Annotated in this window: 20 protein-coding genes and 5 tRNA genes; 8 read left to right on the plus strand and 17 right to left on the minus strand. The window is 35.1% G+C overall.

Annotated elements, in window-relative coordinates; all coding sequences use genetic code 11:
• Positions 1-205: 205 nt before the first annotated feature.
• Both purD and purH read right to left on the minus strand, forming a co-directional pair.
• Entirely contained in the window at positions 206-1,498 is a 1,293-nt protein-coding gene (gene purD / locus J3U66_RS08455) for a phosphoribosylamine--glycine ligase (RefSeq protein ID WP_267333348.1), read from the minus strand.
• Between the two features lie 112 nt (positions 1,499-1,610).
• Positions 1,611-3,203, minus strand: a complete 1,593-nt coding sequence (gene purH / locus J3U66_RS08460; RefSeq protein WP_267348732.1) for a bifunctional phosphoribosylaminoimidazolecarboxamide formyltransferase/IMP cyclohydrolase — start codon at positions 3,201-3,203, stop codon at positions 1,611-1,613.
• A gap of 249 nt (positions 3,204-3,452) precedes the next feature.
• Here purH and idnO point away from each other — a divergent pair, with 249 nt between their 5' ends.
• The 3 genes from idnO (at position 3,453) to idnR (ending at position 6,724) form a co-directional block, all read left to right on the plus strand.
• Positions 3,453-4,217, plus strand: a complete 765-nt coding sequence (gene idnO, locus J3U66_RS08465) for a gluconate 5-dehydrogenase (RefSeq protein WP_267333346.1) — start codon at positions 3,453-3,455, stop codon at positions 4,215-4,217.
• Between the two features lie 120 nt (positions 4,218-4,337).
• Positions 4,338-5,588, plus strand: a complete 1,251-nt coding sequence (locus J3U66_RS08470) for an MFS transporter (protein ID WP_267333345.1) — start codon at positions 4,338-4,340, stop codon at positions 5,586-5,588.
• A 143-nt stretch (positions 5,589-5,731) separates the two neighbouring features.
• Positions 5,732-6,724 carry a DNA-binding transcriptional regulator IdnR gene (gene idnR / locus J3U66_RS08475; protein WP_267333344.1) on the plus strand — a complete coding sequence of 331 codons (993 nt, stop codon included), beginning with the start codon at positions 5,732-5,734 and terminating at the stop codon, positions 6,722-6,724.
• A 70-nt stretch (positions 6,725-6,794) separates the two neighbouring features.
• On the opposite strand, the gene era is transcribed toward idnR, so the two are convergent.
• The 8 genes from era to J3U66_RS08515 all read right to left on the minus strand — a co-directional run bounded on the left by era (position 6,795) and on the right by J3U66_RS08515 (position 16,226).
• Positions 6,795-7,700 carry a GTPase Era gene (gene era / locus J3U66_RS08480; RefSeq protein ID WP_267343546.1) on the minus strand — a complete coding sequence of 302 codons (906 nt, stop codon included), beginning with the start codon at positions 7,698-7,700 and terminating at the stop codon, positions 6,795-6,797.
• The gene (gene rnc, locus J3U66_RS08485; protein WP_416379573.1) at positions 7,697-8,374 is read right to left on the minus strand and encodes a ribonuclease III; all 678 of its coding nucleotides are present in this window, start codon (positions 8,372-8,374) and stop codon (positions 7,697-7,699) included. The genes era and rnc overlap by 4 nt, the downstream gene beginning before the upstream one ends.
• A gap of 8 nt (positions 8,375-8,382) precedes the next feature.
• Positions 8,383-9,384, minus strand: coding sequence for a signal peptidase I (lepB, locus tag J3U66_RS08490; RefSeq protein ID WP_267348734.1), 1,002 nt, complete (start codon positions 9,382-9,384; stop codon positions 8,383-8,385).
• A gap of 20 nt (positions 9,385-9,404) precedes the next feature.
• Positions 9,405-11,201, minus strand: coding sequence for a translation elongation factor 4 (gene lepA, locus J3U66_RS08495; RefSeq protein ID WP_065633325.1), 1,797 nt, complete (start codon positions 11,199-11,201; stop codon positions 9,405-9,407).
• A 156-nt stretch (positions 11,202-11,357) separates the two neighbouring features.
• A complete protein-coding gene (locus J3U66_RS08500; RefSeq protein ID WP_267333341.1) occupies positions 11,358-12,293 on the minus strand; it encodes a MucB/RseB C-terminal domain-containing protein in 936 nt (311 codons plus the stop codon).
• A 54-nt stretch (positions 12,294-12,347) separates the two neighbouring features.
• Positions 12,348-12,908, minus strand: a complete 561-nt coding sequence (locus tag J3U66_RS08505) for an RseA family anti-sigma factor (protein ID WP_267333340.1) — start codon at positions 12,906-12,908, stop codon at positions 12,348-12,350.
• Between the two features lie 42 nt (positions 12,909-12,950).
• Positions 12,951-13,526, minus strand: a complete 576-nt coding sequence (gene rpoE, locus J3U66_RS08510) for an RNA polymerase sigma factor RpoE (RefSeq protein WP_267343548.1) — start codon at positions 13,524-13,526, stop codon at positions 12,951-12,953.
• A gap of 207 nt (positions 13,527-13,733) precedes the next feature.
• Positions 13,734-16,226: a class I adenylate cyclase gene (locus J3U66_RS08515; protein ID WP_267348736.1), complete on the minus strand. Its 2,493-nt coding sequence runs from the start codon at positions 16,224-16,226 to the stop codon at positions 13,734-13,736.
• A gap of 89 nt (positions 16,227-16,315) precedes the next feature.
• Between J3U66_RS08515 and J3U66_RS08520 the strand changes: the two genes are divergently transcribed.
• The 5 genes from J3U66_RS08520 to J3U66_RS08540 all read left to right on the plus strand — a co-directional run bounded on the left by J3U66_RS08520 (position 16,316) and on the right by J3U66_RS08540 (position 19,848).
• A complete protein-coding gene (locus J3U66_RS08520; RefSeq protein WP_267346504.1) occupies positions 16,316-16,933 on the plus strand; it encodes an NUDIX hydrolase in 618 nt (205 codons plus the stop codon).
• Positions 16,934-17,285: 352 nt separating this feature from the next.
• A complete protein-coding gene (locus J3U66_RS08525; RefSeq protein WP_267343551.1) occupies positions 17,286-18,086 on the plus strand; it encodes a YdgH/BhsA/McbA-like domain containing protein in 801 nt (266 codons plus the stop codon).
• Between the two features lie 941 nt (positions 18,087-19,027).
• On the plus strand, positions 19,028-19,294 hold the full coding sequence (locus J3U66_RS08530) for a hypothetical protein (protein WP_267346679.1): 267 nt from the start codon (positions 19,028-19,030) through the stop codon (positions 19,292-19,294).
• 100 nt (positions 19,295-19,394) lie between these two features.
• Positions 19,395-19,664 carry a hypothetical protein gene (locus J3U66_RS08535; protein ID WP_267348738.1) on the plus strand — a complete coding sequence of 90 codons (270 nt, stop codon included), beginning with the start codon at positions 19,395-19,397 and terminating at the stop codon, positions 19,662-19,664.
• On the plus strand, positions 19,657-19,848 hold the full coding sequence (locus J3U66_RS08540) for a hypothetical protein (protein ID WP_267333334.1): 192 nt from the start codon (positions 19,657-19,659) through the stop codon (positions 19,846-19,848). Before J3U66_RS08535 ends, J3U66_RS08540 begins: the two co-directional genes overlap by 8 nt.
• Positions 19,849-20,278: 430 nt before the next feature.
• Here the strand turns inward: J3U66_RS08540 and J3U66_RS08545 are convergent.
• The 7 genes from J3U66_RS08545 to J3U66_RS08575 all read right to left on the minus strand — a co-directional run bounded on the left by J3U66_RS08545 (position 20,279) and on the right by J3U66_RS08575 (position 22,663).
• Positions 20,279-20,353, minus strand: a tRNA-Gln gene (locus J3U66_RS08545).
• A gap of 21 nt (positions 20,354-20,374) precedes the next feature.
• Positions 20,375-20,459, minus strand: a tRNA-Leu gene (locus tag J3U66_RS08550).
• A gap of 77 nt (positions 20,460-20,536) precedes the next feature.
• Positions 20,537-20,611 (minus strand) — tRNA-Gln (locus tag J3U66_RS08555).
• A 26-nt stretch (positions 20,612-20,637) separates the two neighbouring features.
• A tRNA-Leu gene (locus tag J3U66_RS08560) sits at positions 20,638-20,722 on the minus strand.
• A 37-nt stretch (positions 20,723-20,759) separates the two neighbouring features.
• A tRNA-Met gene (locus J3U66_RS08565) sits at positions 20,760-20,836 on the minus strand.
• A 117-nt stretch (positions 20,837-20,953) separates the two neighbouring features.
• Complete coding sequence (locus tag J3U66_RS08570) at positions 20,954-22,051, minus strand: multifunctional CCA tRNA nucleotidyl transferase/2'3'-cyclic phosphodiesterase/2'nucleotidase/phosphatase (protein WP_267348740.1); 1,098 nt, start codon at positions 22,049-22,051, stop codon at positions 20,954-20,956.
• Positions 22,052-22,663 (minus strand): TIGR04211 family SH3 domain-containing protein, encoded by a 612-nt coding sequence (locus J3U66_RS08575; RefSeq protein ID WP_267348741.1) that lies wholly within the window; start codon positions 22,661-22,663, stop codon positions 22,052-22,054. It abuts the gene before it with no gap.
• Between the last annotated feature and the right edge of the window lie 124 nt (positions 22,664-22,787).

The following is a 22,787-nucleotide window of genomic DNA, read 5'->3' on the forward strand; positions in this document are numbered from 1 at the left end:
ACATAGAGTGGTATAACTTAAAATGAACATTATTGATCAGGCAAGAATAATCTTTACCTACCTCACTGAATAAAAATAGAAGTGTTTCTATTGATTTTATTTGATTTTTTTAAAGTTATTACTATGATTTTTTTAATATGTTTTTTTATTTTGCCTACATTAAAAATATGGCGCTGTTATTAGCGCCATCATTGTATAGTGTCATTTATTGGTTAAGCTTTTCTCGTTCAATTGCCCGATAACCAATATCTTTACGATAAAAACAACCATGCCAATAAATATCTTTAATTTGTTCATAAGCGCGCTTCTGCGCTTCAAGCACAGTATTACCTAAAGCTGTTACGCAAAGCACTCGACCACCATTGGTATAAACTCGTCCTTTTTCTAAACTGGTGCCAGCGTGAAATATTTTACAATCTTGAGTTGATTCTGTCGGTAAACCAAGAATGACATCTTGGGTATTATATTCACCAGGATAACCACCGGCGGCTAATACTACCCCCAATGCTGGTCTTGGATCCCATTTCGATTTGACGGTATCTAGTTTACCCTCGACAGCTGCAAGGCAAAGTTTCACTAAATCAGATTGCAGTCGCATCATAATAGGTTGCGTTTCAGGATCACCAAATCGACAATTAAATTCAATGACTTTAGGGTTGCCTTCTTTGTCAATCATTAACCCAGCATATAAAAAGCCAACATAAACATTACCTTCCTCAGCCATACCATTGATTGTCGGGTAAATAATTTGATCCATCACTCGGCTGAAAACTTCATCAGTAACAACAGGGGCGGGCGAATAAGCGCCCATACCACCAGTATTTAAACCAACATCACCATCCCCAACACGTTTATGATCTTGGCTCGTTGCCATAGGTTCAACATTTTTACCATCAACCATGACAATAAAGCTGGCCTCTTCACCTTCTAAAAACTCTTCAATGACAACTCGGTGCCCAGCATCACCAAAGGCATTTCCCGCTAGCATATCGCGCACCGCATCTTCAGCTTCTTTTATTGTCATTGCAACAATCACCCCTTTACCTGCCGCAAGTCCATCGGCTTTAATAACAATTGGCGCGCCTTTTTGACGAATATATTCAATGGCCGGAGTAACTTCGGTAAAATTTTGATACTCTGCAGTAGGTATATGATGCCTGGCTAGAAAATCTTTAGTAAATGCTTTAGATCCTTCTAATTGTGCGGCAGATTTTGTTGGACCAAAAATTTTTAATCCTGCTTTTTGAAAGCTATCTACCACACCTATCACTAATGGGGCTTCAGGTCCGACAATGGTTAAATCGATGTGTTCTTGCTGTGCAAAATTTAACAATCCCCCAACGTCCGTTGCTTTAATGTTAATATTTTCTAAATTCGGTTCAAGCGCAGTGCCTGCATTGCCGGGTGCAACAAAGACTTTTGAAACTAATGGTGATTGTGCTACTTTCCAAGCTAGAGCATGTTCACGCCCACCATTACCAATGACTAAAACTTTCATAAAAGATCCTTTAAAAACTTTAAGCTAAAAAGCGAGGTGAAATTTGAGTTTTTGCAAACTGAGTTTAGCACGCTCTTTTCTCGTGACATTGTATTGTCTTGTTATTCAATTATTAGTGTCTAAAATGACGCATATGGGTAAAAATCATCGCAATATTATGTTCATCTGCTGCCTGTATGACTTCGTCGTCACGAATCGATCCACCCGGCTGAATCACACAGGTGACGCCCACCGCTGCGGCTGCATCAACGCCATCTCGAAATGGGAAAAAAGCATCAGAGGCAACAACGGAACCTGCAACTTGTAAGTTTTCATCTTGCGCTTTAATTCCTGCAATTTTTGCTGAGTATACTCGACTCATTTGCCCCGCACCAATACCAATTGTCATATTATCCTTGGCATAAACAATTGCATTTGATTTAACAAATTTAGCCACTTTCCAACAAAATAGTGCATCTGAAAGTTCTTTAGCTGTTGGTTTTCGTTTAGTTACTACAGTCAATTGAGTTTCATCAACTATGCCTAAATCACGCTCTTGCACCAAAAGTCCACCGTTTACTCGTTTAAAATCTAAGCTGGCTTTCGATGATGTTGATAATTTTCCGGATTCTAATACACGCACATTTTTCTTAGTTTGTGTAATCGCTAACGCCTCTTGCGTCACTGATGGCGCAATAATGACTTCAACAAATTGTTTATCAACAATAGTTTGTGCTGTTTTAGCATCTAACGTTCGATTAAAAGCGATAATGCCACCAAATGCCGACGTCGGATCAGTTTTAAATGCATTTAAATACGCGGTTAAAATATTATCACTCACCGCAACACCGCAAGGATTAGCGTGTTTTACAATCACACAAGCTGGTTCAGCAAATGATTTTACACATTCAAGTGCTGCATCTGTATCTGCAATATTGTTATACGAAAGTGCTTTACCTTGTAGTTGTTTAGCGGTTGCAATTGAAGACTCTTGGATATCTTCTTCAATGTAAAAAGCCGCTTTTTGATGAGCATTTTCGCCATAACGCATGTCTTGTTTCTTAATAAATTGCAGATTGAGTGTTCGAGAAAATTCACCAGAAGGTTTATCGGTTTCACCATAATAAGGTGGCACCAGTCTTCCAAAATAATTAGCAATCATGCCATCATATTTAGCGGTATGTTCAAAAGCTTTAATCGCCAAATTAAACCGGTATTCGAAAGTCAGTGAATTTTGCTGTTTATCGAGCATATTAATAATTGTCGCATAATCACCACAATCAACAACAATAGCCACATCTTTGTGATTTTTAGCAGCAGATCGCACCATAGTTGGTCCACCAATATCAATATTTTCAACCGCATCTTGCAAGGTACAATCGGCTTTAGCCACGGTTTGAGCAAAAGGATATAAGTTAACCACAACCATATCGATAGGTTCGATGTGATGATTTTGCATTATTTGATCATCTATGCCACGTCGACCTAAAATTCCGCCATGAATTTTTGGGTGTAACGTTTTAACTCGTCCATCCATCATTTCAGGAAAACCCGTATAGTCAGATACTTCCGTTACCGGTATTTGATTTTCGATTAGCAATTTAGCGGTACCGCCAGTGGAAAGGAGTTCTATTTTTCTAGCTGATAATGATTTGGCAAATTCAATGATTCCGGTTTTGTCAGAAACACTTAATAAAGCGCGACGGATAGGACGATACTGCTGCATGAAAGGCTCCGAAGTTGATATTCTACATCCAAGTCAGTGAAGTGGTTATTATATATAAAACAAGGGTAGATGTTTAGTACTAAGTTTCTAAAAAGCCATCAAAAATTTTTAACCATAATATTTGAACTTGATCACATAACTGAGATTTTCCTGTCAATTGCGACTTTGCTCACTTTATTTTTTTTATTTTTAGTAATAATGTTATGCGTAACTGTTATGCATAACATTATTATAAAAAGGGAGAAAAATATGCAATCTTTATTCGATTTAAAAGGCAAACGCGCTTTAATTACTGGTTCGGCTCAAGGTATTGGCAATTTATTAGCTAAAGGGTTGGGACAATATGGTGCCAGTATCATCATCAATGATATTACCGATGAAAGAGCAAAAAATGCTGCAACACAATTAGTCCAACAAGGTATTGATGCAGTCGGTATTGGTTTTGATGTGACGAACTCAAGTTCAGTTAAACAAGCAATTGATGATATTGAACAAAACATCGGACCTATCGATATCTTAATCAATAATGCGGGTATTCAACGACGTCATCCATTTACAGAATTTCCTGAAGCGGATTGGGACGCCATTATTAATGTTAATCAAAAAGCGGTGTTTTTAGTATCACAGCAGGTTGCCAAACATATGATTGCTCGCAAGCAAGGCAAAATTATTCATATTTGTTCAATGCAAAGCGAATTAGGGCGCGACACAATTACGCCTTATGCCGCATCAAAAGGTGCGGTAAAAATGCTGGTTAAAGGTATGTGTGTTGAGCTTGCTCGTTACAACATTCAAGTTAATGGTATTGGTCCGGGCTACTTTGATACTGAAATGTGTAAAGCATTAGTTGAAAATGCAGAATTCACCAAATGGCTATGCCAACGAACACCTGCTGCCCGCTGGGGAAAACCTGAAGAACTTATTGGTTCAGCAGTATTTTTATCGTCAGCAGCATCGAACTTTGTCAACGGACATATTCTTTATGTGGATGGCGGTATGTTATCTGCGGTGTGATGTTTTTTACGGTGAGATCGTTATCAAATCACTTTTTTATCAATTTAATGCGTGTATTTGGTTTCGATATCTCCTTACCGACTGAACAATTTTCTTTATTATTAAATCACGAGAACTAATATGAATATCACTAATAAACTAGCCCCCTCTCGTTGGTGGCGATTGATGCCTATTATTTTTATTACCTATAGTTTAGCTTACTTAGATCGAGCCAATTATGGTTTTGCCGCAGCCGCCGGTATTAATAATGATCTTGGTATTACTAAAAGTACCTCTTCACTAATTGGCGCCCTCTTTTTTTTAGGTTATTTTTTCTTTCAAGTCCCTGGATCAATTTACGCAGTTAAACGTAGTGTACGAAAATTGATTTTTATTTGCCTAATTTTATGGGGAGGTTGTGCTGCATTAACCGGTATGGTTACTAATATTGCATCTTTAATGATCATCCGATTTGTTTTAGGTATTGTTGAAGCTGCCGTTATGCCTTCTATGTTAATCTACATTAGTACTTGGTTTACTAAAGCTGAGCGTTCAAAAGCCAATACGTTTTTAATTTTAGGTAATCCGGTTACTGTGCTTTGGATGTCAATTGTATCAGCACACTTAATCGATCTTTATGGTTGGCGTGAAATGTTTATTATTGAAGGGCTGCCTGCCGTCCTTTGGGCGCTAATTTGGTGGATTGTAGTCCGAGATAAACCTTCACAAGTAAACTGGTTAACCGATAAAGAAAAAGCAGATTTTAAAGCGGTAATGGACAAAGAACAGCAAAATATTAAGCCTATGCGCAATTATGGCGAGGCTTTGCGTTCAGGAAATGTCATTAAACTTTGTGCAGTCCATGCGCTATGGAGCATTGGTGTTTACGGTTTTATGATGTGGATGCCATCAATTATTAAATCTGCTGGTAATGTCGATATTGTCTCTGTTGGTTGGCTTTCAGCCATTCCGTATCTTGTTGCAATTACAATGATGTTAATTGTCTCTTATTATTCAGATAAATTGCAAAACCGAAAACTTTTTGTTTGGCCTTTATTATTAATTGCAACGATCGCTTTTTTTACCGCTTATGTATTAGGAAGTGAGCAATTTTGGATCTGCTTTATACTATTATCGATTGCTGCTGGGTGTATGTATGCACCTTATGGTCCTTTTTTTGCATTAATCCCTGAATTATTACCAAGTAATGTGTCAGGGGTTTCTATAGGTTTAATTAATAGTTTTGGCGCACTTGGTGCATTTATTGGCGCTTGGCTTGTTGGCGTGATAAACGCAGCAACTGGCAGTGCTGGAGCCTCATATGTTTTTATGGGAGCTGCATTGATTTTATCAGTAATATTAATGGCGAGTGTGAAAGCCCCTAAACAGTAGTTATCCATTAAAAAATAGGAAGATAATAGTAACGATTATCTTCTTATTTAGTACAGCAATAATGGGATTTATTTTTTATTTTTATTTTTACTGGTAAAATGGCTAAATTCAACTGGCTTGTTTACCTATAAAAATAAAGGGTTATGAAAGATAAACGCATTAGTTTACAAGATATCGCAGATTTGACCGGCGTGACTAAAATGACTATTAGTCGCTATTTGAGAAATCCAGAACAAGTCTCTGAAAAAAACAAAGAAAAAATAGCAAAAGTTTTAAAAGAAATTAATTACATTCCTAATCTTGCACCGCAAATCATGTTGGGCTCACGCAGTAGGTGTATTGGTATTGTTATTCCTTCATTTAAAAATCACATATTTTTAGAAGTGTTAGCAGGAATTGAGTCTGTTACCTCAAAGCACCATTATCAAACCATTATTACCAATTATAATTATGATAAAAAAATCGAAGAAGAAAAAATTATCAATTTGCTATCCTATAATATTGATGCCTTGGTATTAATGGAAAAAAACCATACTAAAACAACTTTGCAGTACTTAAAAACGGCCAATATTCCTGTTGTTGAATTGATGGATGTAACTCAGCAATTTTTTGATATCCAAGTTGGGTTTGATAACGAACAAGCCGCCTTTGATATGACAATGCAAATGTTAGCTTCAGGCAAAAAAAATATTATCTACTTTAATTCTATCGCCAGTGCCCGTGATAGCCAACGCTACAATGGTTATCAACGCGCCATGAAACAATCAGGATTGATGGCAAAGCAGATTATTCCTGATGCAATATCCTCAATTAATTTAGGTAAAAGTTTATTTAACCAAGCTATCGAACAATATCCCGACCTTGATGGAATATTTTGTACTAATGATGATATGGCAATTGGTGTGTTACTTGAATGCCAAAAATATAATATTGCAGTACCTGAACAAATTGCTATTGCAGGCTTTCATGGTTTAGAAATTGGTCGCGCTAATCAACAAAAAATAGCAACGGTTATCACACCCCGTTTTGAAATTGGAAAAGTTGCAATTGAGCTTTTATTAAAAAGGCTAGATGGAGAACAAGTCAAAAACAGTGTTTGTTTAGCGTATAAAATAGAAAAAGGACAAACAATATAAAAATCAGTCAAATCAATTAAGTAATTAAACACGATGATGAGTTTAATTACTTAATCTAAAGTGATGATAATTAATCATCACTATAACCTAAACTTCGCAGTGCCCGTTCATCATCAGCCCAACCCGCTTTGACTTTTACCCACAGCTCTAAATGAACTTTGTTATCAAAGAAGGACTGCATATCTTTGCGCGCTTCAATACCAATTTTTTTAATTTTTTCGCCCTTATTACCAATAACCATTTTCTTTTGACCATCTCGTTCCACTAAAATCAAGCCATTGATACGATACATGCCGTTGCGTTCATCAACTTTAAATTGTTCAATTTCAACAGTAACTGAGTAAGGTAACTCATCACCTAAAAATCGCATTAGTTTTTCACGAATAATTTCTGATGCCATAAATCGTTGAGAACGATCGGTAATATAGTCTTCAGGAAAATGGTGTTCACCTTCGGGTAGGTGTTTTTTGACAATACTTTTAATAATGTCAATACCTTCCCCTTTTTCAGCACTAATAGGCACCACATCGAGAAAATCAAGTTTTTGACTGATTGCTTGAATATGGGGTAAAAGTTGCGTTTTATCCACAACATTGTCAATTTTATTAATGACAAGTAAAACCGGACATTTACATCCTTTCAACTTGTTAGCAACCATCTCGTCGTCATCATTCCAATGCGTACCTTCAACGACAAAAATAACTAGTTCAACATCACCTATTGAGCTACTCGCTGCGCGATTCATTAAGCGATTAATTGCGCGTTTTTCTTCAATGTGTAGTCCTGGCGTATCAATGTAAATAACTTGATCATTGCCTTGTGTATCAATACCAATAATTCGATGGCGTGTAGTTTGAGCTTTACGCGAAGTAATTGAGACTTTTTGGCCAAGTAATTGATTTAATAAGGTTGATTTACCTACATTTGGTCGGCCAACAATGGCAACAAAACCACAATGTGCTATCGTTTCTGTCATTTTATACCTAATTGATTGAGAGCTTGTTGTGCTGCGGATTGTTCCGCCTTACGGCGACTTAAACCACGCCCTAAATATTGATTATCATCGTTTTCAATTTTACACTGAATTAAAAACTCTTGTTCATGATTGTCACCAGTCACTTCAAGAATTAAATAACATGGCCTTTCATGATGAATACCTTGTAAATATTCTTGCAAACGGGTTTTAGCATCTTTTTGTTTAATGCCGGGTTTAATTTCAGTTAAGCGAGTTTGGTACCAAGCTAAAATTAATTGACGTATATTTTCAATATCACTATCTAAGTAAATTGCACCAATTATGGCTTCTACAGCATCAGAAATGATGGATTCACGACGAAATCCACCGCTTTTTAATTCACCTTGTCCTAAAATAAGATGATCACCTAACTTAAAGTCTTTACCAATTTCCGCTAAAGTTTGACCACAGACTAAGCTTGCTCGCATTTGACTTAAATCACCTTCGTCTTGTTTGATAAATCGGTGATAAAGCTCATCGGCAATAACAAAACTTAAAATAGAATCACCAAGAAACTCTAAACGTTCATTATGTAATTTATTAGCACTACGATGAGTAAGTGCTAATTCAAGTAAAGATAAATCGTTAAATTGGTAACCAATTGATTGTTGTATTTGACTAAATTTTTTCATCATCATTGTTATTAATGTATACCACCAATACGGCTGAATCTTATACCAGTAGGCCATTCATTAGGTTGTTTTTCAAAACTAATCCAAATTGCGGTTGCTCGTCCAACAAAGTTTTCTTCGGGTACAAAACCAAAGTAACGGCTATCACCACTGTTATCACGGTTATCCCCCATCATAAAATAGTGCCCTTGTGGGACAACCCATGTCGCAATAGGTTGACCGTCTTGATGGTAAAAATAATTTGGATCTTCTTGTGAACCTTGAGTGGTTAAAATATCGTGAGGTTGCTCGCCCAACGTTTCTTGTTGTATTTTCATATCAAGCGATACCACAGATCGTGAATTGACAATATCTTGCTTTGCATATTGTTCTAGCGTATAAAAATTCGGGTTGGCTTTCATTTCTCTGTGCACTTCTTTCCAATCACTAGGTTTGGGTTCAGTGTAATGTAAATCTAACGGCTGAGCTTTTTGTCCAACACAATTGAGATCACTTGTTTGACAAGCAGGGTAAATAAATATCTTTTTATCATTGACTGAATAGACAATTTTATCACCAGGCAACCCCACAACACGTTTAATTAAATCCATTTGTGGAACATTTGGATGTTTAAATACCGCTACATCACCTCGCTTTGGGTGGCCAGTTGGAATCAATACTGTATTTGTGATGGGATCTCTAAGTCCATATGAGTACTTTTGGACGGCAATAAAATCGCCGACCAGTAAAGTTTGCATCATTGAACCTGACGGTATTTGGAAAGGTTCAAATAAAAATGAACGAATCACAAATACAATAAATAAAACTGGAAAAAATGAGGATAACGTCTCTATCCAGCCATTTGGTTTTCCAACTTCAGCAAGTATTTTGCCATCAACTTCACCATTGCATTGTTGGCGAACTTCTTCAACTTTTCTTTGTCTTGCTGGTTTCCATTTAAATTTTTCTAAAAACCAAAAGATTCCAGTTATAAATGTTGCTAACGTTAATATGATGGCAAATATTCCAGCCATTTTTTTACCTCTTCAACTAATTAATCTTTTCCTACATGCAAAATAGCTAAAAATGCTTCTTGCGGTAGTTCTACGTTACCTACCTGCTTCATGCGTTTTTTACCTTCTTTTTGCTTCTGTAAAAGTTTCTTCTTACGGCTTACATCACCGCCATAACATTTGGCTAATACGTTTTTGCGTAACTGTTTGACTGTTGATCGAGCAATAACATGATTACCTATAGCTGCCTGAATAGCAATATCAAATTGCTGACGAGGAATAAGATCTTTCATCTTTTCAACTAATTCACGCCCACGATAAGGTGCATTATCTTTATGTGTAATTAGAGCTAACGCATCAACTCGCTCACCATTAATCAGTACATCTAGTCTGACCATATCAGCAACCTGAAAACGTTTAAAACTATAATCTAATGATGCATATCCACGCGAAGTTGATTTCAATTTATCAAAGAAATCTAATACAACTTCAGTCATTGGGATTTCATAAGTCAGTGCAACTTGATTACCATGGTAAACCATATTAGTTTGTACACCACGTTTTTCTACACATAAGGTAATAACATTTCCTAAGTAAGTTTGCGGCACTAAAATATTACATTCAGCAATCGGTTCACGAAGTTCTTGAATATTATTTACAGCTGGTAGCTTAGCTGGGCTATCAACATAGACAATTTCATTTGATGTGGTTAAAACTTCATAAACAACAGTTGGCGCAGTTGTAATTAAATCAAGGTTATACTCGCGCTCTAATCGTTCTTGAATGATTTCCATGTGTAATAACCCAAGGAAACCACAACGAAAACCAAATCCTAAGGCACCTGAATTTTCTGGTTCATAAAATAATGACGCATCATTTAAGCTTAATTTACCGAGTGCATCACGAAATGCTTCGTAATCGTCAGAACTTGTCGGGAATAAACCAGCATAAACTTGTGGTTTTACTTTTTTAAACCCGGGTAATGGTTTATCCGCTGGAGCTCTGGCGGAGGTTAAGGTATCACCAACTGGTGCACCTAAAATATCTTTGATTGCACAAACAACCCAGCCAACCTCGCCACAGTTTAGCGAATCTTTATCAACTTGTTTTGGTGTAAAAATACCAAGGCGATCGACATTATATGTCATGCCAGTACTCATTACTTTGATTTTATCACCTTTGTGCAGTTCGCCATTTTTAATCCGAATTAACGACACGACACCTAAATAGTTATCAAACCATGAGTCAATAATCAATGCTTGCAATGGTGCATTAGAATCACCTTCAGGAGGAGGAATATCTTTTACTAATTGTTCAAGTACATCAACAACACCTACTCCGGTTTTGGCTGAACATCGAACAGCATTACTTGCATCAATACCAACAATGTCTTCAATTTCAGCGGCAACGCGCTCTGGTTCTGCTGCTGGCAAATCAATTTTATTCAGTACCGGGACAACTTCCAGGTTCATGTCTAAAGCAGTATAACAGTTAGCAAGGGTTTGTGCTTCTACCCCTTGACCAGCATCGACAACCAATAAGGCACCTTCGCAGGCGGCTAGCGAACGAGAAACCTCATACGAAAAATCAACATGTCCAGGCGTATCGATAAAATTAAGCTGATAGGTTTGACCATCTTTAGCATGATAATCTAATGTCACGCTTTGTGCTTTAATTGTGATACCTCGTTCACGCTCAAGATCCATCGAATCCAGAACTTGGGCTGCCATTTCGCGATCAGAAAGACCACCACAAATTTGAATAATACGATCTGAAAGTGTCGATTTACCATGATCAATATGAGCAATAATTGAAAAATTGCGGATATTTTTATTCATATCAATAAATTATAGTTTATATTTTAGTTATATACTGTTGATTATCCAATAATGGTTTTGACAAATAATAGAGCAATTAGATAATCACGGAAAATAGAAAAGCAACATTCTACACATTAATAGCCACTAAGCATAGTCTTATCGAAAGGTTTGCAGCTATTTCTCAACAATATTTTGAGCAATTCGCTCAATGGTAGTTTTAGGCAAGTTACCAATAATAATAATATTTTTGTTACCAATATTTGTTGAAAAAATTGTACGTCCACCTTGTTGGATAAGCTGGTTTGATTGATTTGATGAATCAGAAGAAACATTTACTGTGAACGAAAATACGCCATCCGAAAAAAGTTTGGTTGCAATATCAGAATTGTAAAAATTGACATTATAAGCAGCAACTTCTTTAAATCCTTTTGGTAACCAAGCTAATCGCCATGCATCTAACATATTGTTCTGTTTTTCAATAGATAATAAGATAGGATAAGTACGGCTATCGATATAATCTTTCATTTTTTTCTGATCAAAGTCTTCATCGATATCTACTACTTTGAATTGATTGATAATCTCACCATCTTGATCAAGTAAATCGATTCGTATCGGTAAAAAATTCTTGTCATCTATCCAAATAATATAGCTATAGCGATCTTTATCTTTAGCTATCATTTTTATTAGCTGTACACTGCGATTGGCCGTTCTAGTTTTACCTAACTTCACAAATTCGTATACATCAGTAAGTTTAGTAAAATCATTATAAATGACATCTGGGAAGGCTTCGGTTATACGAGGGCTGGTAATAGAAAAAGATGCACTATCAGGTTGAAAATAACTGGTAATATTATTGTGTAAAATAATCTCTTTTGCAGGACCTTCAAGATAAAGCAATTGCGCTTTGACCTCCTCTTTTTGTAAAGCCCCTAAATGGCTATATTCAAAGGTAGTGACATACTGATCTTTATCTTGTGAAAGGAAATGGATTTGATAACTATTTGTTTGGACAGATTTGCTCATTTTATTTAACAAATTTACCGCTTTATCGGTATCAGCAGCAAAAACAGATAATGCAAACAACATAAAAAACAGAGTAACAATAATCATTATACTCTGTTTGATTTTGCACTTAGTTAAATAAAATGAAAAATTCATATAAAATTAGTACGCATTGAGCCTTTTTTGCAATTCATAATCTTGGACCAACAGTCGAATTTTATCATACTGTCTTTTTTCAATTAGTTGTTGATCATTGTGCTGTTGTATACCACCAACTGGCGCGACATTTACCCCAATGGGTACAGTATTTAAGACTGGCGAACCGTTGGAATCATCGGATTGCCCTTGGTGATATTGAACGCCTGCAATAATCGCTAAAGTCACACAGGCTGCTAGTCCAACCTGACTTACTTTACCTAAGCAATCTTTAATTCGAAGCCAAATAAGATTTTGTGCTTTGGGAATATCAACGTTATTTTGATCAGGTTGATTTGGTAGAGGTAAATATAAATTATCAGCAGCGATTGCTTTTGCGACTTGATTTGAAATATCTAACGTCAATGAACTATCGTGCAATTCACCACGCATTGCAGATCTTACAATGTGATAACGATGCCAACATGCTTGTAAACTTTCATCTTTTGATACAGCATCAATGAAGTGATCGTCGTTTAACTCGTCATCCATGAGTAATGAAAGTTGCTCTTTTTGTTCTATTTGCATAATAGATACCTTAAATTTATCACTGCTTATTATTAATTCATTTCAACCATTTATTAATGGTTTAATCTTTTCATCAATAATATCACGCGCTCTAAAAATACGTGATCTCACTGTTCCAACTGGTGTATCCATAATTTCAGCAATTTCCTCATAACTTAAACCGTCTATTTCCCGTAAAGTAATAGCCGTTCTTAAATCATCAGGCAAAGCTTCGATAGCGTCAAATACAACTTTTTCAACCTCTTTTGACAGGACTAAACTTTCTGGATTGTCCAAATCTCTTAACGAATCTGCACCTTCATATCCTTCAGCCTCACTTGCATCGATATCTGAAGATGGAGGACGTCGTCCTTGAGAAATTAAATAATTTTTTGCTGTATTAACTGCTATTCGATACAACCACGTATAAAATATACTTTCACCTTTAAATAGACTTAACGATCGATAAGCCTTAATAAAAGTTTCTTGCACAACATCAGGTATTTCTGAAGCTAAAACATAGCGAGAAACCAAATGAGCGAGTTTATTTTGATAACGTAGTACAAGCAAATTGAACGCATTTTTATCTCCGTTTAATACACGATCAACTAATACTTGGTCTGTTACTTTCTCCCCCATTACAGGCCATTCCTCATTATGTTAATAACTGCTATGTGGCCCAAAATTGCGCTTACAAACAGTTAGATTCTTAAATTTAAAAAAAGTTCCCACATTTTAATAGAAATTTTAAAAATTTACCTATTAAAATTACTTTTTTACTCTTTTTTATACTAAAACGTAATGTGTTTCTCAAATTTTTTTACATTAATTTTTAATTGAGATCGATTAATTTAATAAAAAGATCTCACGATCCCCATTATCACTGTAGGTAATTTGATAGAATTGCGGAAGATTAAAATTAACAGAGCTGCTTGTAGTAAAAGTAAAGCGATCATCAGACAAAACATAAAAATCGTTGATTGCTTTGACCATATTTTCTTTATTACCATTACAATTGCGATAGATCTCGATCTGATTATGTTCATTTAAAATATACAGATCAAAACCTGTTTGGGTATCTTCAAAAAAGAATTGTATGATGCCTTGATAAGCTACACTGTCAATTTCTTTTGGGAGTTCATTGGTTTCATCTAAAATGTTTAAAGGCCTACCTTGAACTTTGTTATTCGATACCGCACCATAAAAGTCGATAGCATTTTCAAATTGATGGAATGAAACACCTAAACGTTCAAAAAATAAATACCAAGATGCTCCATCAATTCTTAATGGTTTAACTTGAGTCGAATTATTGATAGTGGTAGTCAAACGTAATTCGACACAGTCATCCATTAATTTTTTAATCTGTTTTTTAATTTCAACACTAAAATATTTACTGTAACAAAAAATTTCCATTGAATTGGGTAAATCCGCATCTTTATGCATTCGGTTTAGTAATGCTTTTATGGCTTCAAGGACACATAATGTACCACTAAAGTGCAAAACGCGAATTTCATTCCATGAGTTGCGATAAAGCAAATCAACCGATCCCACTAAACTTAACTCTTTTTTACCATAATTTAATATATTAGTATTAATTTCATGGTCTAATTCACATTGAGTAGTTGGATCATTTTCTAAATTCAAGATGATCGCTAAATGTCGGATTTCACATGGGCCATACAATTGCTCTTCGGTTGCTGCTGGCACATCAATAGGAAAATATTCTTTTAGGTCATCAATAAATTTGGTTATTTTTGCTTTATCCCGATCCTCGCCATCGTGATAATAAAATTCAGTAGAGTCTGAGATTAAACGATTAAAGTAACACCAACTTACCAGCTTAACTAAATACTTACTATATTCTAAATATTGGTGACCAATAATTTGATCCAATATTGGTTTTTGTTTATAAACATACCAACCAGCTCGATTTATTCTATCTTCTTTAACATGAATAAAGGTTAACGCCTCTTCTTGTAAATTATGAGAAATGTTAAGCTTTAATGTGGTTATTTTACCCGGTAATACTTCAAATGAAGCATACAATTTACGTGTTAATATTGCTAAGTCTTGGGGACTAATTAAAGAATCCAAATTATTACGGCGACCAAAATTAAGTAAGTTACGATACCCCGTCATCATAGTTTGCAGTAAAACTTCATGTATTTCACGAACTTGTTCTATTTTCCAAGTATCGCTGGTATCGAGTTTAGCAAAACATGATTTATCCCATTTCCATTGCTTTACCAAATCTTCAAGTACTTTACGACGCCACGATAGCGTAGAATTTGCAATAGATAATTTTTCATTAACTTTTAGGTAAAAACACGTTCTTACTAATTTTAATCTCGAGAAATCTTTAATTTCAATTAGATAGTTACTGATTCGTTGCAATAGCATATAGTAAGAATCAAGATAACACCCTTCATCGCTTTTAAATGTTTGTATCAAATCGCGCATTTGATAAGCAATAGGTTTGTTTTCTGGATATATCCACGAATAGGCTTCAAGTAATAATGTCTTTAATACCGCTTTAAAAGGTGAATCAATACTTTTATAAAGTTGCCACAAGCTGGCGCCAAAATATTCTTCTGCCGATAGCCCAGTTAAAGGTCCAAAATCGATCCATTGATCACGTTCAATTATTTTTTGTTCAACTAACGCTTCAATACATTTTTCATAGCTAGGATAGGTTGTATTATTCACGGTTAAATTTGCGGGCACAGCAAACCACAATAATAGTTTGCCTGCAAGTAAATTAGCTGATCGATAAAACTCTTCCAATAATAAAATATGTTGAGCAGAACCACAGTTTTCGCCCATTAAACATTCATGATGTTGATTAATAAAACGATCTACATCAACAACAAATAATGTTAATTTTATTCCAAGCTCTTTTGCCCATTGTTCAATCAATCGGCATTTTTTTTGTAATGACGATTTTCTAACTGCCGATAAATTATTTTCAATACAAATCCAAATATCAAGATCTGACGTTACTGACTGGCCGATAGAGCAAGTACTGCCCATTGAATATAATGCGGAAATATCTGCCTTATTAAATGCTTGTGGAAGATTAAAATTAAATTCATTTTTTAACTGAGCAAAAACTTTATCAGAAGCTTGATAACAAGCAATGCCCATCGGGGTATCTTCGTTTAAATAGCCAGGCAAAGCCGGATGATGAAAATGAAAAAGCGCAGGCAACAATGTAAAAACACGTTGGAACTCTAAGGACATACCATCGAGTGCTCTTTTATGTTTTAGTAAAGCAAGATCTTTAAGTTCTTTTTTTATGTTGTTAATATAATATTGCATGACATTATCAAGGTGAACCACGTGTACTACTAACAAACAACTTCAATCTACCATGTTCATATTATAACGTAAATACAGCGTAAATTTAAAAACAAAACTAAATAAATATTATGATCACAACAGAACAGATAGCTAACTTATTGAAAACAGATAAGATAGCAAACGAAATGAATCAAAAAGCAGCAGTTTTAATACCGCTTGTTAAGGTCAATAATCAATTGCATTTACTGTTTCAAGTCCGCTCGAAAACATTGAAATGGCAACCTGGTGATATTTGCTTTCCAGGTGGGCGAGTAGAGGTAGACGATAGTAATCCAGAATATACAGCCAAACGTGAAACTTGCGAAGAATTAGGTATTTTACCCACACAAATAACTATTTTAGGACAATTACCTAAATTTATCGCAAATTTTGCTATGACTATTTACCCTTTTGTCGGTGAAATCAAATCTATAGATAACTTTATCCTTAATCCTGATGAAGTTGAAGAAGTTTTTACCGTACCGCTTAATTGGTTTATCAACAACAGTCCTAGCCAAGCTACCGTCGAAGTTGGCCATAAACTTGGCAAAGACTTTCCTTTTCATTTATTGCCTAATCGCCCTCAAAAATGGCAGAAAAGATCAGAACATTTAGTTTACTTTTACCAATATAATAATTATATTATTTGGGGATTAACAGCTCAAATATTGAATAACTTTATTCATCAAATTCAGGTAGTTGTTTAAATTTCAAAAATAACCAAGTAATTCAAAAAGTTGTTGTATCGTTTTAAATTAACTATTGTTAGCAATTTGTTGCATTTTTAGCAAAAAGTGCTATGAAGTTTTATTTTCCACTATAAATATCTTGAGAATTATCTTAAAATTCATACATATATAGGAAAGAAAAAAGCTATTTTATAATTATTCAGTGAAAAAGCTTTATGTCTAAACGCATTTAGTAATAAGTAGATTAAGGCATTATACCGTAGAGTACGTGATATTCCATTTGCTCTATAAGTGATGTCATGAATTTGCAAATTAAAAAAAGCGTTAAATTTAATTCTAATTTCAATAAATAAAAATGAAGGAAATTATCATGAAACGTTTTAAAAAATCATCTGTTGCATTAGCACTATTGTTATCACTACCAGTTGCAAGCTTGTATGCAGCAGAACCACTAACAGCTAAAGAAAGCAGTAATTTAATCCCACTTAAAGAAATCTCAGTAACAGGTAAATATTTACAAGCAGATAATGCGGCAAGTGATATTTCTCGTGCAGCTGATGAAGCAGGTGCTAAATACTATCATATTAAATCAATTGAAAGTGCAACAACTAGTGATTCAGCTGATCAAGCAATCGTTTATGCTGATATTTATCAATCAAAAGAACCTGTTGCAGTTAAAAAAGAAGAAGTGACTCAAAATGGTGTTGTTGTTTATCCTCGTGCGAAAGCACTTTACTACTTACCATTTGAAGTGATTAAATTTAAAGGTAATTACAACAACACTTCAGATATTATGAATGCAGCAAGTAAATTAGCAGCAGAAAAAAATGCATATGCTTTCTATGTGTATTCAATTGCACCTGCTGATGTAAAAAATCAAGCACAAGATATTGATGTTGCATTATACAAAAAAGATGCTGTAGCAAGAGATTTCATCGTGACTAAAGCAATTGAAGGTGAAGACGCTTACGAAATCAGCAGCGATGCATTCAAAAAAATGAAACCATATGACACTATTAGTTTCCATGGTTCATTCAACAATACAGCTGAAATCAGTGCTGCTGCTCAAAAACAAGCAATTGCTAATGGTGCACATTTCTATTATGTGAAAGAAGTATCTGCAAATACAAAAGGCACTTCACAAACTGTATATGTAAACTTATATAAATAATACGTTATAGTTTATACGTATTCCACATGCTATATAAATTATGCATGTGGAATACATCTAATGATAAAAATAACTATCAAAATATCAATATCTTTATATTCTAGCAAATCGAAAACTTATTTTTTATTAACAGATTTTATTCCCTCTTTATTACACAATCTAAACACTTAATTGATTTGAGCCTATTTCACAATCCTTTATTTAGCTTTTTAAATTAAAGATAAGACAATACAGTTCGCTTTATAAGTTAATTTATGTATTGTTTAATTTCACTTCAACTTTAGATGTCCAAACAAACCATTTATTTAACGAGATATGCCCTACTTTTGCCACTCTTGAACCACGCTAATTCAATACAGCACTCAACCATAATAAAAGAAACTTTATTTATTTTGATACACTATGATAATGAACCAATATTATCAATTATTAAAATTCAATCGAAAGAATAACTCAGTTAATTTTGTTTGAACGTCATCCTACCGTTTATCTTAACAAACAATTGATAATTGAAATTTCACTGTAACTTATCCAAGTGATACTCCAGCAATTTGCTTGAAAAAACTCTAATTCGACAGAAAATTGTTGCCGGCAACCATATGAACTTGAATGGATGACCCATTTATTATTGATTAACCTTACCAAGTAACCAATCAAGCTTGCAACAGTTAGCCGATAAATAACATTCTTAATAATTACACAAGATAGAAAATAAAATCCAGACATTTAAATATCAAGCTCTATAGCCCAATATTAACGATGCTATTACCAATTTATAAAAGTGGTGCCCAGGCTCACTACAACTTATTAAGTTACACAGTTAACTTTCGGCTTAAACTGACAATTCGCACATACTGCGCTTTGCGCTGCGGAATAATAAAAAAGATTTTTTTGTTCGAAATAATCATTTATTTATTCATCAAACGAAAGGGCGTAAATATGTGACTACTACATATGGCGAAAAAAAATTGATCAAACACGGAGCAAAAATTGCGTTACCGCCGAATTTAACTTTAAATGTAGTTAATATGTGCATTGAAGATGCGATTTTGAATTGTGGCGGCAATGAATGCTTTATCGAAGTAAATGGTAAGCCGGTCCAATACTGGCGGCTTAATCGTAATTTGTGTAAATTATGTGATACAATTTTCCCCGCAAAATATTGGGAAGACTATGACCCGCCAATTTTTTTGAAATACGCTCACTAGCAGAACGATTATACCGAGATCAGGGAGTTAATATACAAGTATTGCTGGGGCACAAATATCGTAGCACAACAGATACATACAATGATTTAAGGGGCAGAGGATGGCATCACCTGAGAATTTAAAAACATATAGAATTTATGTGATAAAACAACGAAAAGGGGGCAGTGAAATACTCCTTCACACTCGTACAAATACGACTAATTTTGATGTTGCAAAAATGGCATTTTGGCAATTATACAATCAAGATTTTGATAATAAACATTTGCTACTAATGACATGTAATAGTAAAAAAATTAATGTATATCGCTTTCAATCAAAAGTGGGGGACGATTGCTATATCAGTATAGATTCGGAGTTAAATTATGAATAGAGAAAGACAACGCAAAAATGAGCAAGCATATAGAGACAGGAATGCGGGGCGTCCTCGACTGGCTGGTACATATTTAACAGAAGATGAGAGCTCACTATTAAAAGAGTTGGCGGCAATTTGTGGTACCCAGAAAGCGGCAATATTTGAAGGTCTAAAACTTTTAAAAGAAAAATTAAAAAATTAAAATAATTGCTGACTAATAACCTCCCCATTATATTATATATCCAGAGTTAAGAAACAACTCGGCAGATTCTGGGGTGTAAAAAGGTAAACAATTAAAAAAAATTTAAATTTTCACATTACATTTCAAGAATGGCTCTTAACGGTATTTTAATCGCGGTATATTGTAATAAAGATGAATCAATTCATAAGCTAGTTGCGGAAAAAGATGGTATGAAAATTGCCGTGCATTCCCGATAAAGGTATTATTCGTTTTTTACGTGCGGCTTCAATGTGTGGAATTGACTTTCTTTAAAAGCTAATAAACAAGGCCGGTTATTCCGGTCTTTTTTCTGACCAAGAAAGCCCACAGTCATTTTACCGCCATAAGCTATAGTTGCTATAATTAACCATGCAATTATATACGTTTAACTCATTGTTTTATAAAAATTTAGTGGCTGGGGTACAAGGATTCGAACCTTGGAATGGCGGAATCAGAATCCGCTGCCTTACCGCTTGGCTATACCCCACTATAGTGTGAAAATGATATCTGGTACGGGTAGTGAGATTTGAACTCGCACACCTTTCGGAACTAGAACCTGAATCTAGCGCGTCTACCAATTCCGCCATACCCGCATATGAATAATTTAGAAATCGATATGATTAACAATAAAATACAAAAGAGTGAGATATCAAAAATATGCAGATTGGAATGGCTGGGGTACCAGGATTCGAACCTGGGAGTGGCGGGATCAAAACCCGCTGCCTTACCGCTTGGCTATACCCCAATAAAGGATAGATACTAAGATTAAAATGGTGCGGGTGGAGAGACTTGAACTCACACACCTTGCGGCGCCAGAACCTAAATCTGGTGCGTCTACCAATTTCGCCACACCCGCACTGTATACTTCCGGTAAAAGTATTACTTAACCTTAATGGTGGCTACGACGGGATTCGAACCTGTGACCCCATCATTATGAGTGATGTGCTCTAACCAACTGAGCTACGTAGCCATCTCATTCGCAACGTCATAACCAACACTGCGAGGCGCATTATGCTTGTCTTAAGCCAAATCGTCAACCCTTTTTTTTAGATATTTTGAAAAAAAATGACGATTGATTAAGATGCAATCAAATCCAGTTTAATAACGCTTCAATTCGCCTTTTTTGTAATTCATTATAAATAGCTTTACCAACAAAACCATCTGCAATAATATTTTGCACGTTAACACTATTGGCAACATTATAAGCTTCATTTAAGTATTGAGCTTGCAAAAATGGTTCTTGTTTACAATATGCATGGCTTGCAATAATTAATTGTTCAAGGTGTTGGGGATTACGCCAAACGTCAATACTATTTAGTAAATGGATAACCTGCTCTGCCGTCAACTGCTTTATATCTTCAACAACTTTACCATATTGCTGAACCATAACAGCTATCTTTAAAAAACTTGTAGGTGATTTTATTTTTTGACATAACAATTCAACACTTCGCTTAGTCGGCATCTGGGCACATAATATTGCAAAACGAACCGTTAATAGCGCAGTTAACTCAACAGATCTAGCTAACGCATCAACAACATTTTGTGACAATATTAATTGCGGAAATAACACAGCAAGCGCACCACATTGGTTGAGTACTTGAAAATAAATGTGTGGATGCTGAGTCGATAATGCTTTTTCTGTCTCTTTCCAAATGCGTTCAGGAGTTAAATATGACACCTCGCCAGCATCAACCATTTCTTTCATCAAAATTAACGTTTCTGGCGCTATTTTAAATCCCAAATGGTGATAGCGAGCAGCAAAGCGAGCAATGCGTAATATCCTTAAAGGATCTTCCCGAAAAGCCAAAGATACATGACGTAGTATTTTATTATGGAGATCACTTACACCATTATAAGGATCGACAATATGCCCTTGCTCATCCATCGCTATCGCATTAATTGTTAAGTCGCGACGAATAAGATCTTGCTCTAACGTGATATTTGACCCAAAATCACAAATAAAACCAGTATAACCGTTACCTGACTTTCGTTCAGTACGCGCTAGAGCATATTCTTCTTTAGTAGTAGGATGTAAAAATACAGGAAAATCTTTACCAACTTGTTGGTAACCTAAAGCAAGGAGCTGATCGGGTGTTGCACCAACAACAACCCAATCATGATCGACTACAGGTAATCCTAATAATCTATCCCGAACACTGCCGCCGACAAGATAGATCTTTGACATTTAACGCATCCAACGATCTTTTCTACGGCGTGGCATAATTAATGGTAAAATTAAACCTAAAATTAAGCCTCCACCAGCAACGAGTCCGCCATAGGTGAACCAAGTGATAATCAGATCACGGCGTTTATCATCCACTTGATTGAGCATTGACTCAAGTTGACTATTTTGCTGCTTAAGTTTGTTTTCAAGCTCAGTATTTTTATTTTGTAAAGACTCAATTAAAGTGTTTGCATCTTGTAATTTTTGCACATATTGATTAGCCACATCTTGTTGAGACTGATCGGCATTATCAGCTTTACTTTTGTACTGGGCAAGTTCAGATTCGAGAGAAGGCAGTCGCTCTTTGCAACTCGGTTGATCGTTAAGTTTACTTGTTTCAATCCATGCAACACTACCATTATTGACTTGAATTTTGGTATATTTACCATCGCTATTTTTTTCAAGTTCAATGACTTTTTCGCCCGCTTTTGCTGAATTTGAATAAGCATATTGTGCCCCCGGACCTCGACGCAAGTAAACATCAACGTCATCGGTGATATATTTATCTACACCATAAGCGTTAAAAGCACAACTTAAAAAAGAAACGACAGCAATAATATTATGTTTTTTCATGATATTTAATCTATTCACCCAACATTGGTTCATAATAGCATAAAAAATGAATTTTTCGCATAATCATTTCATAATATATCTTACTTGAATGAAGTTAATAACCCAAAAAAATGAAAACGATTAC

Origin of the sequence: Gilliamella sp. B2969, assembly GCF_026536195.1 — a bacterium.
Lineage (GTDB): Bacteria > Pseudomonadota > Gammaproteobacteria > Enterobacterales > Orbaceae > Gilliamella.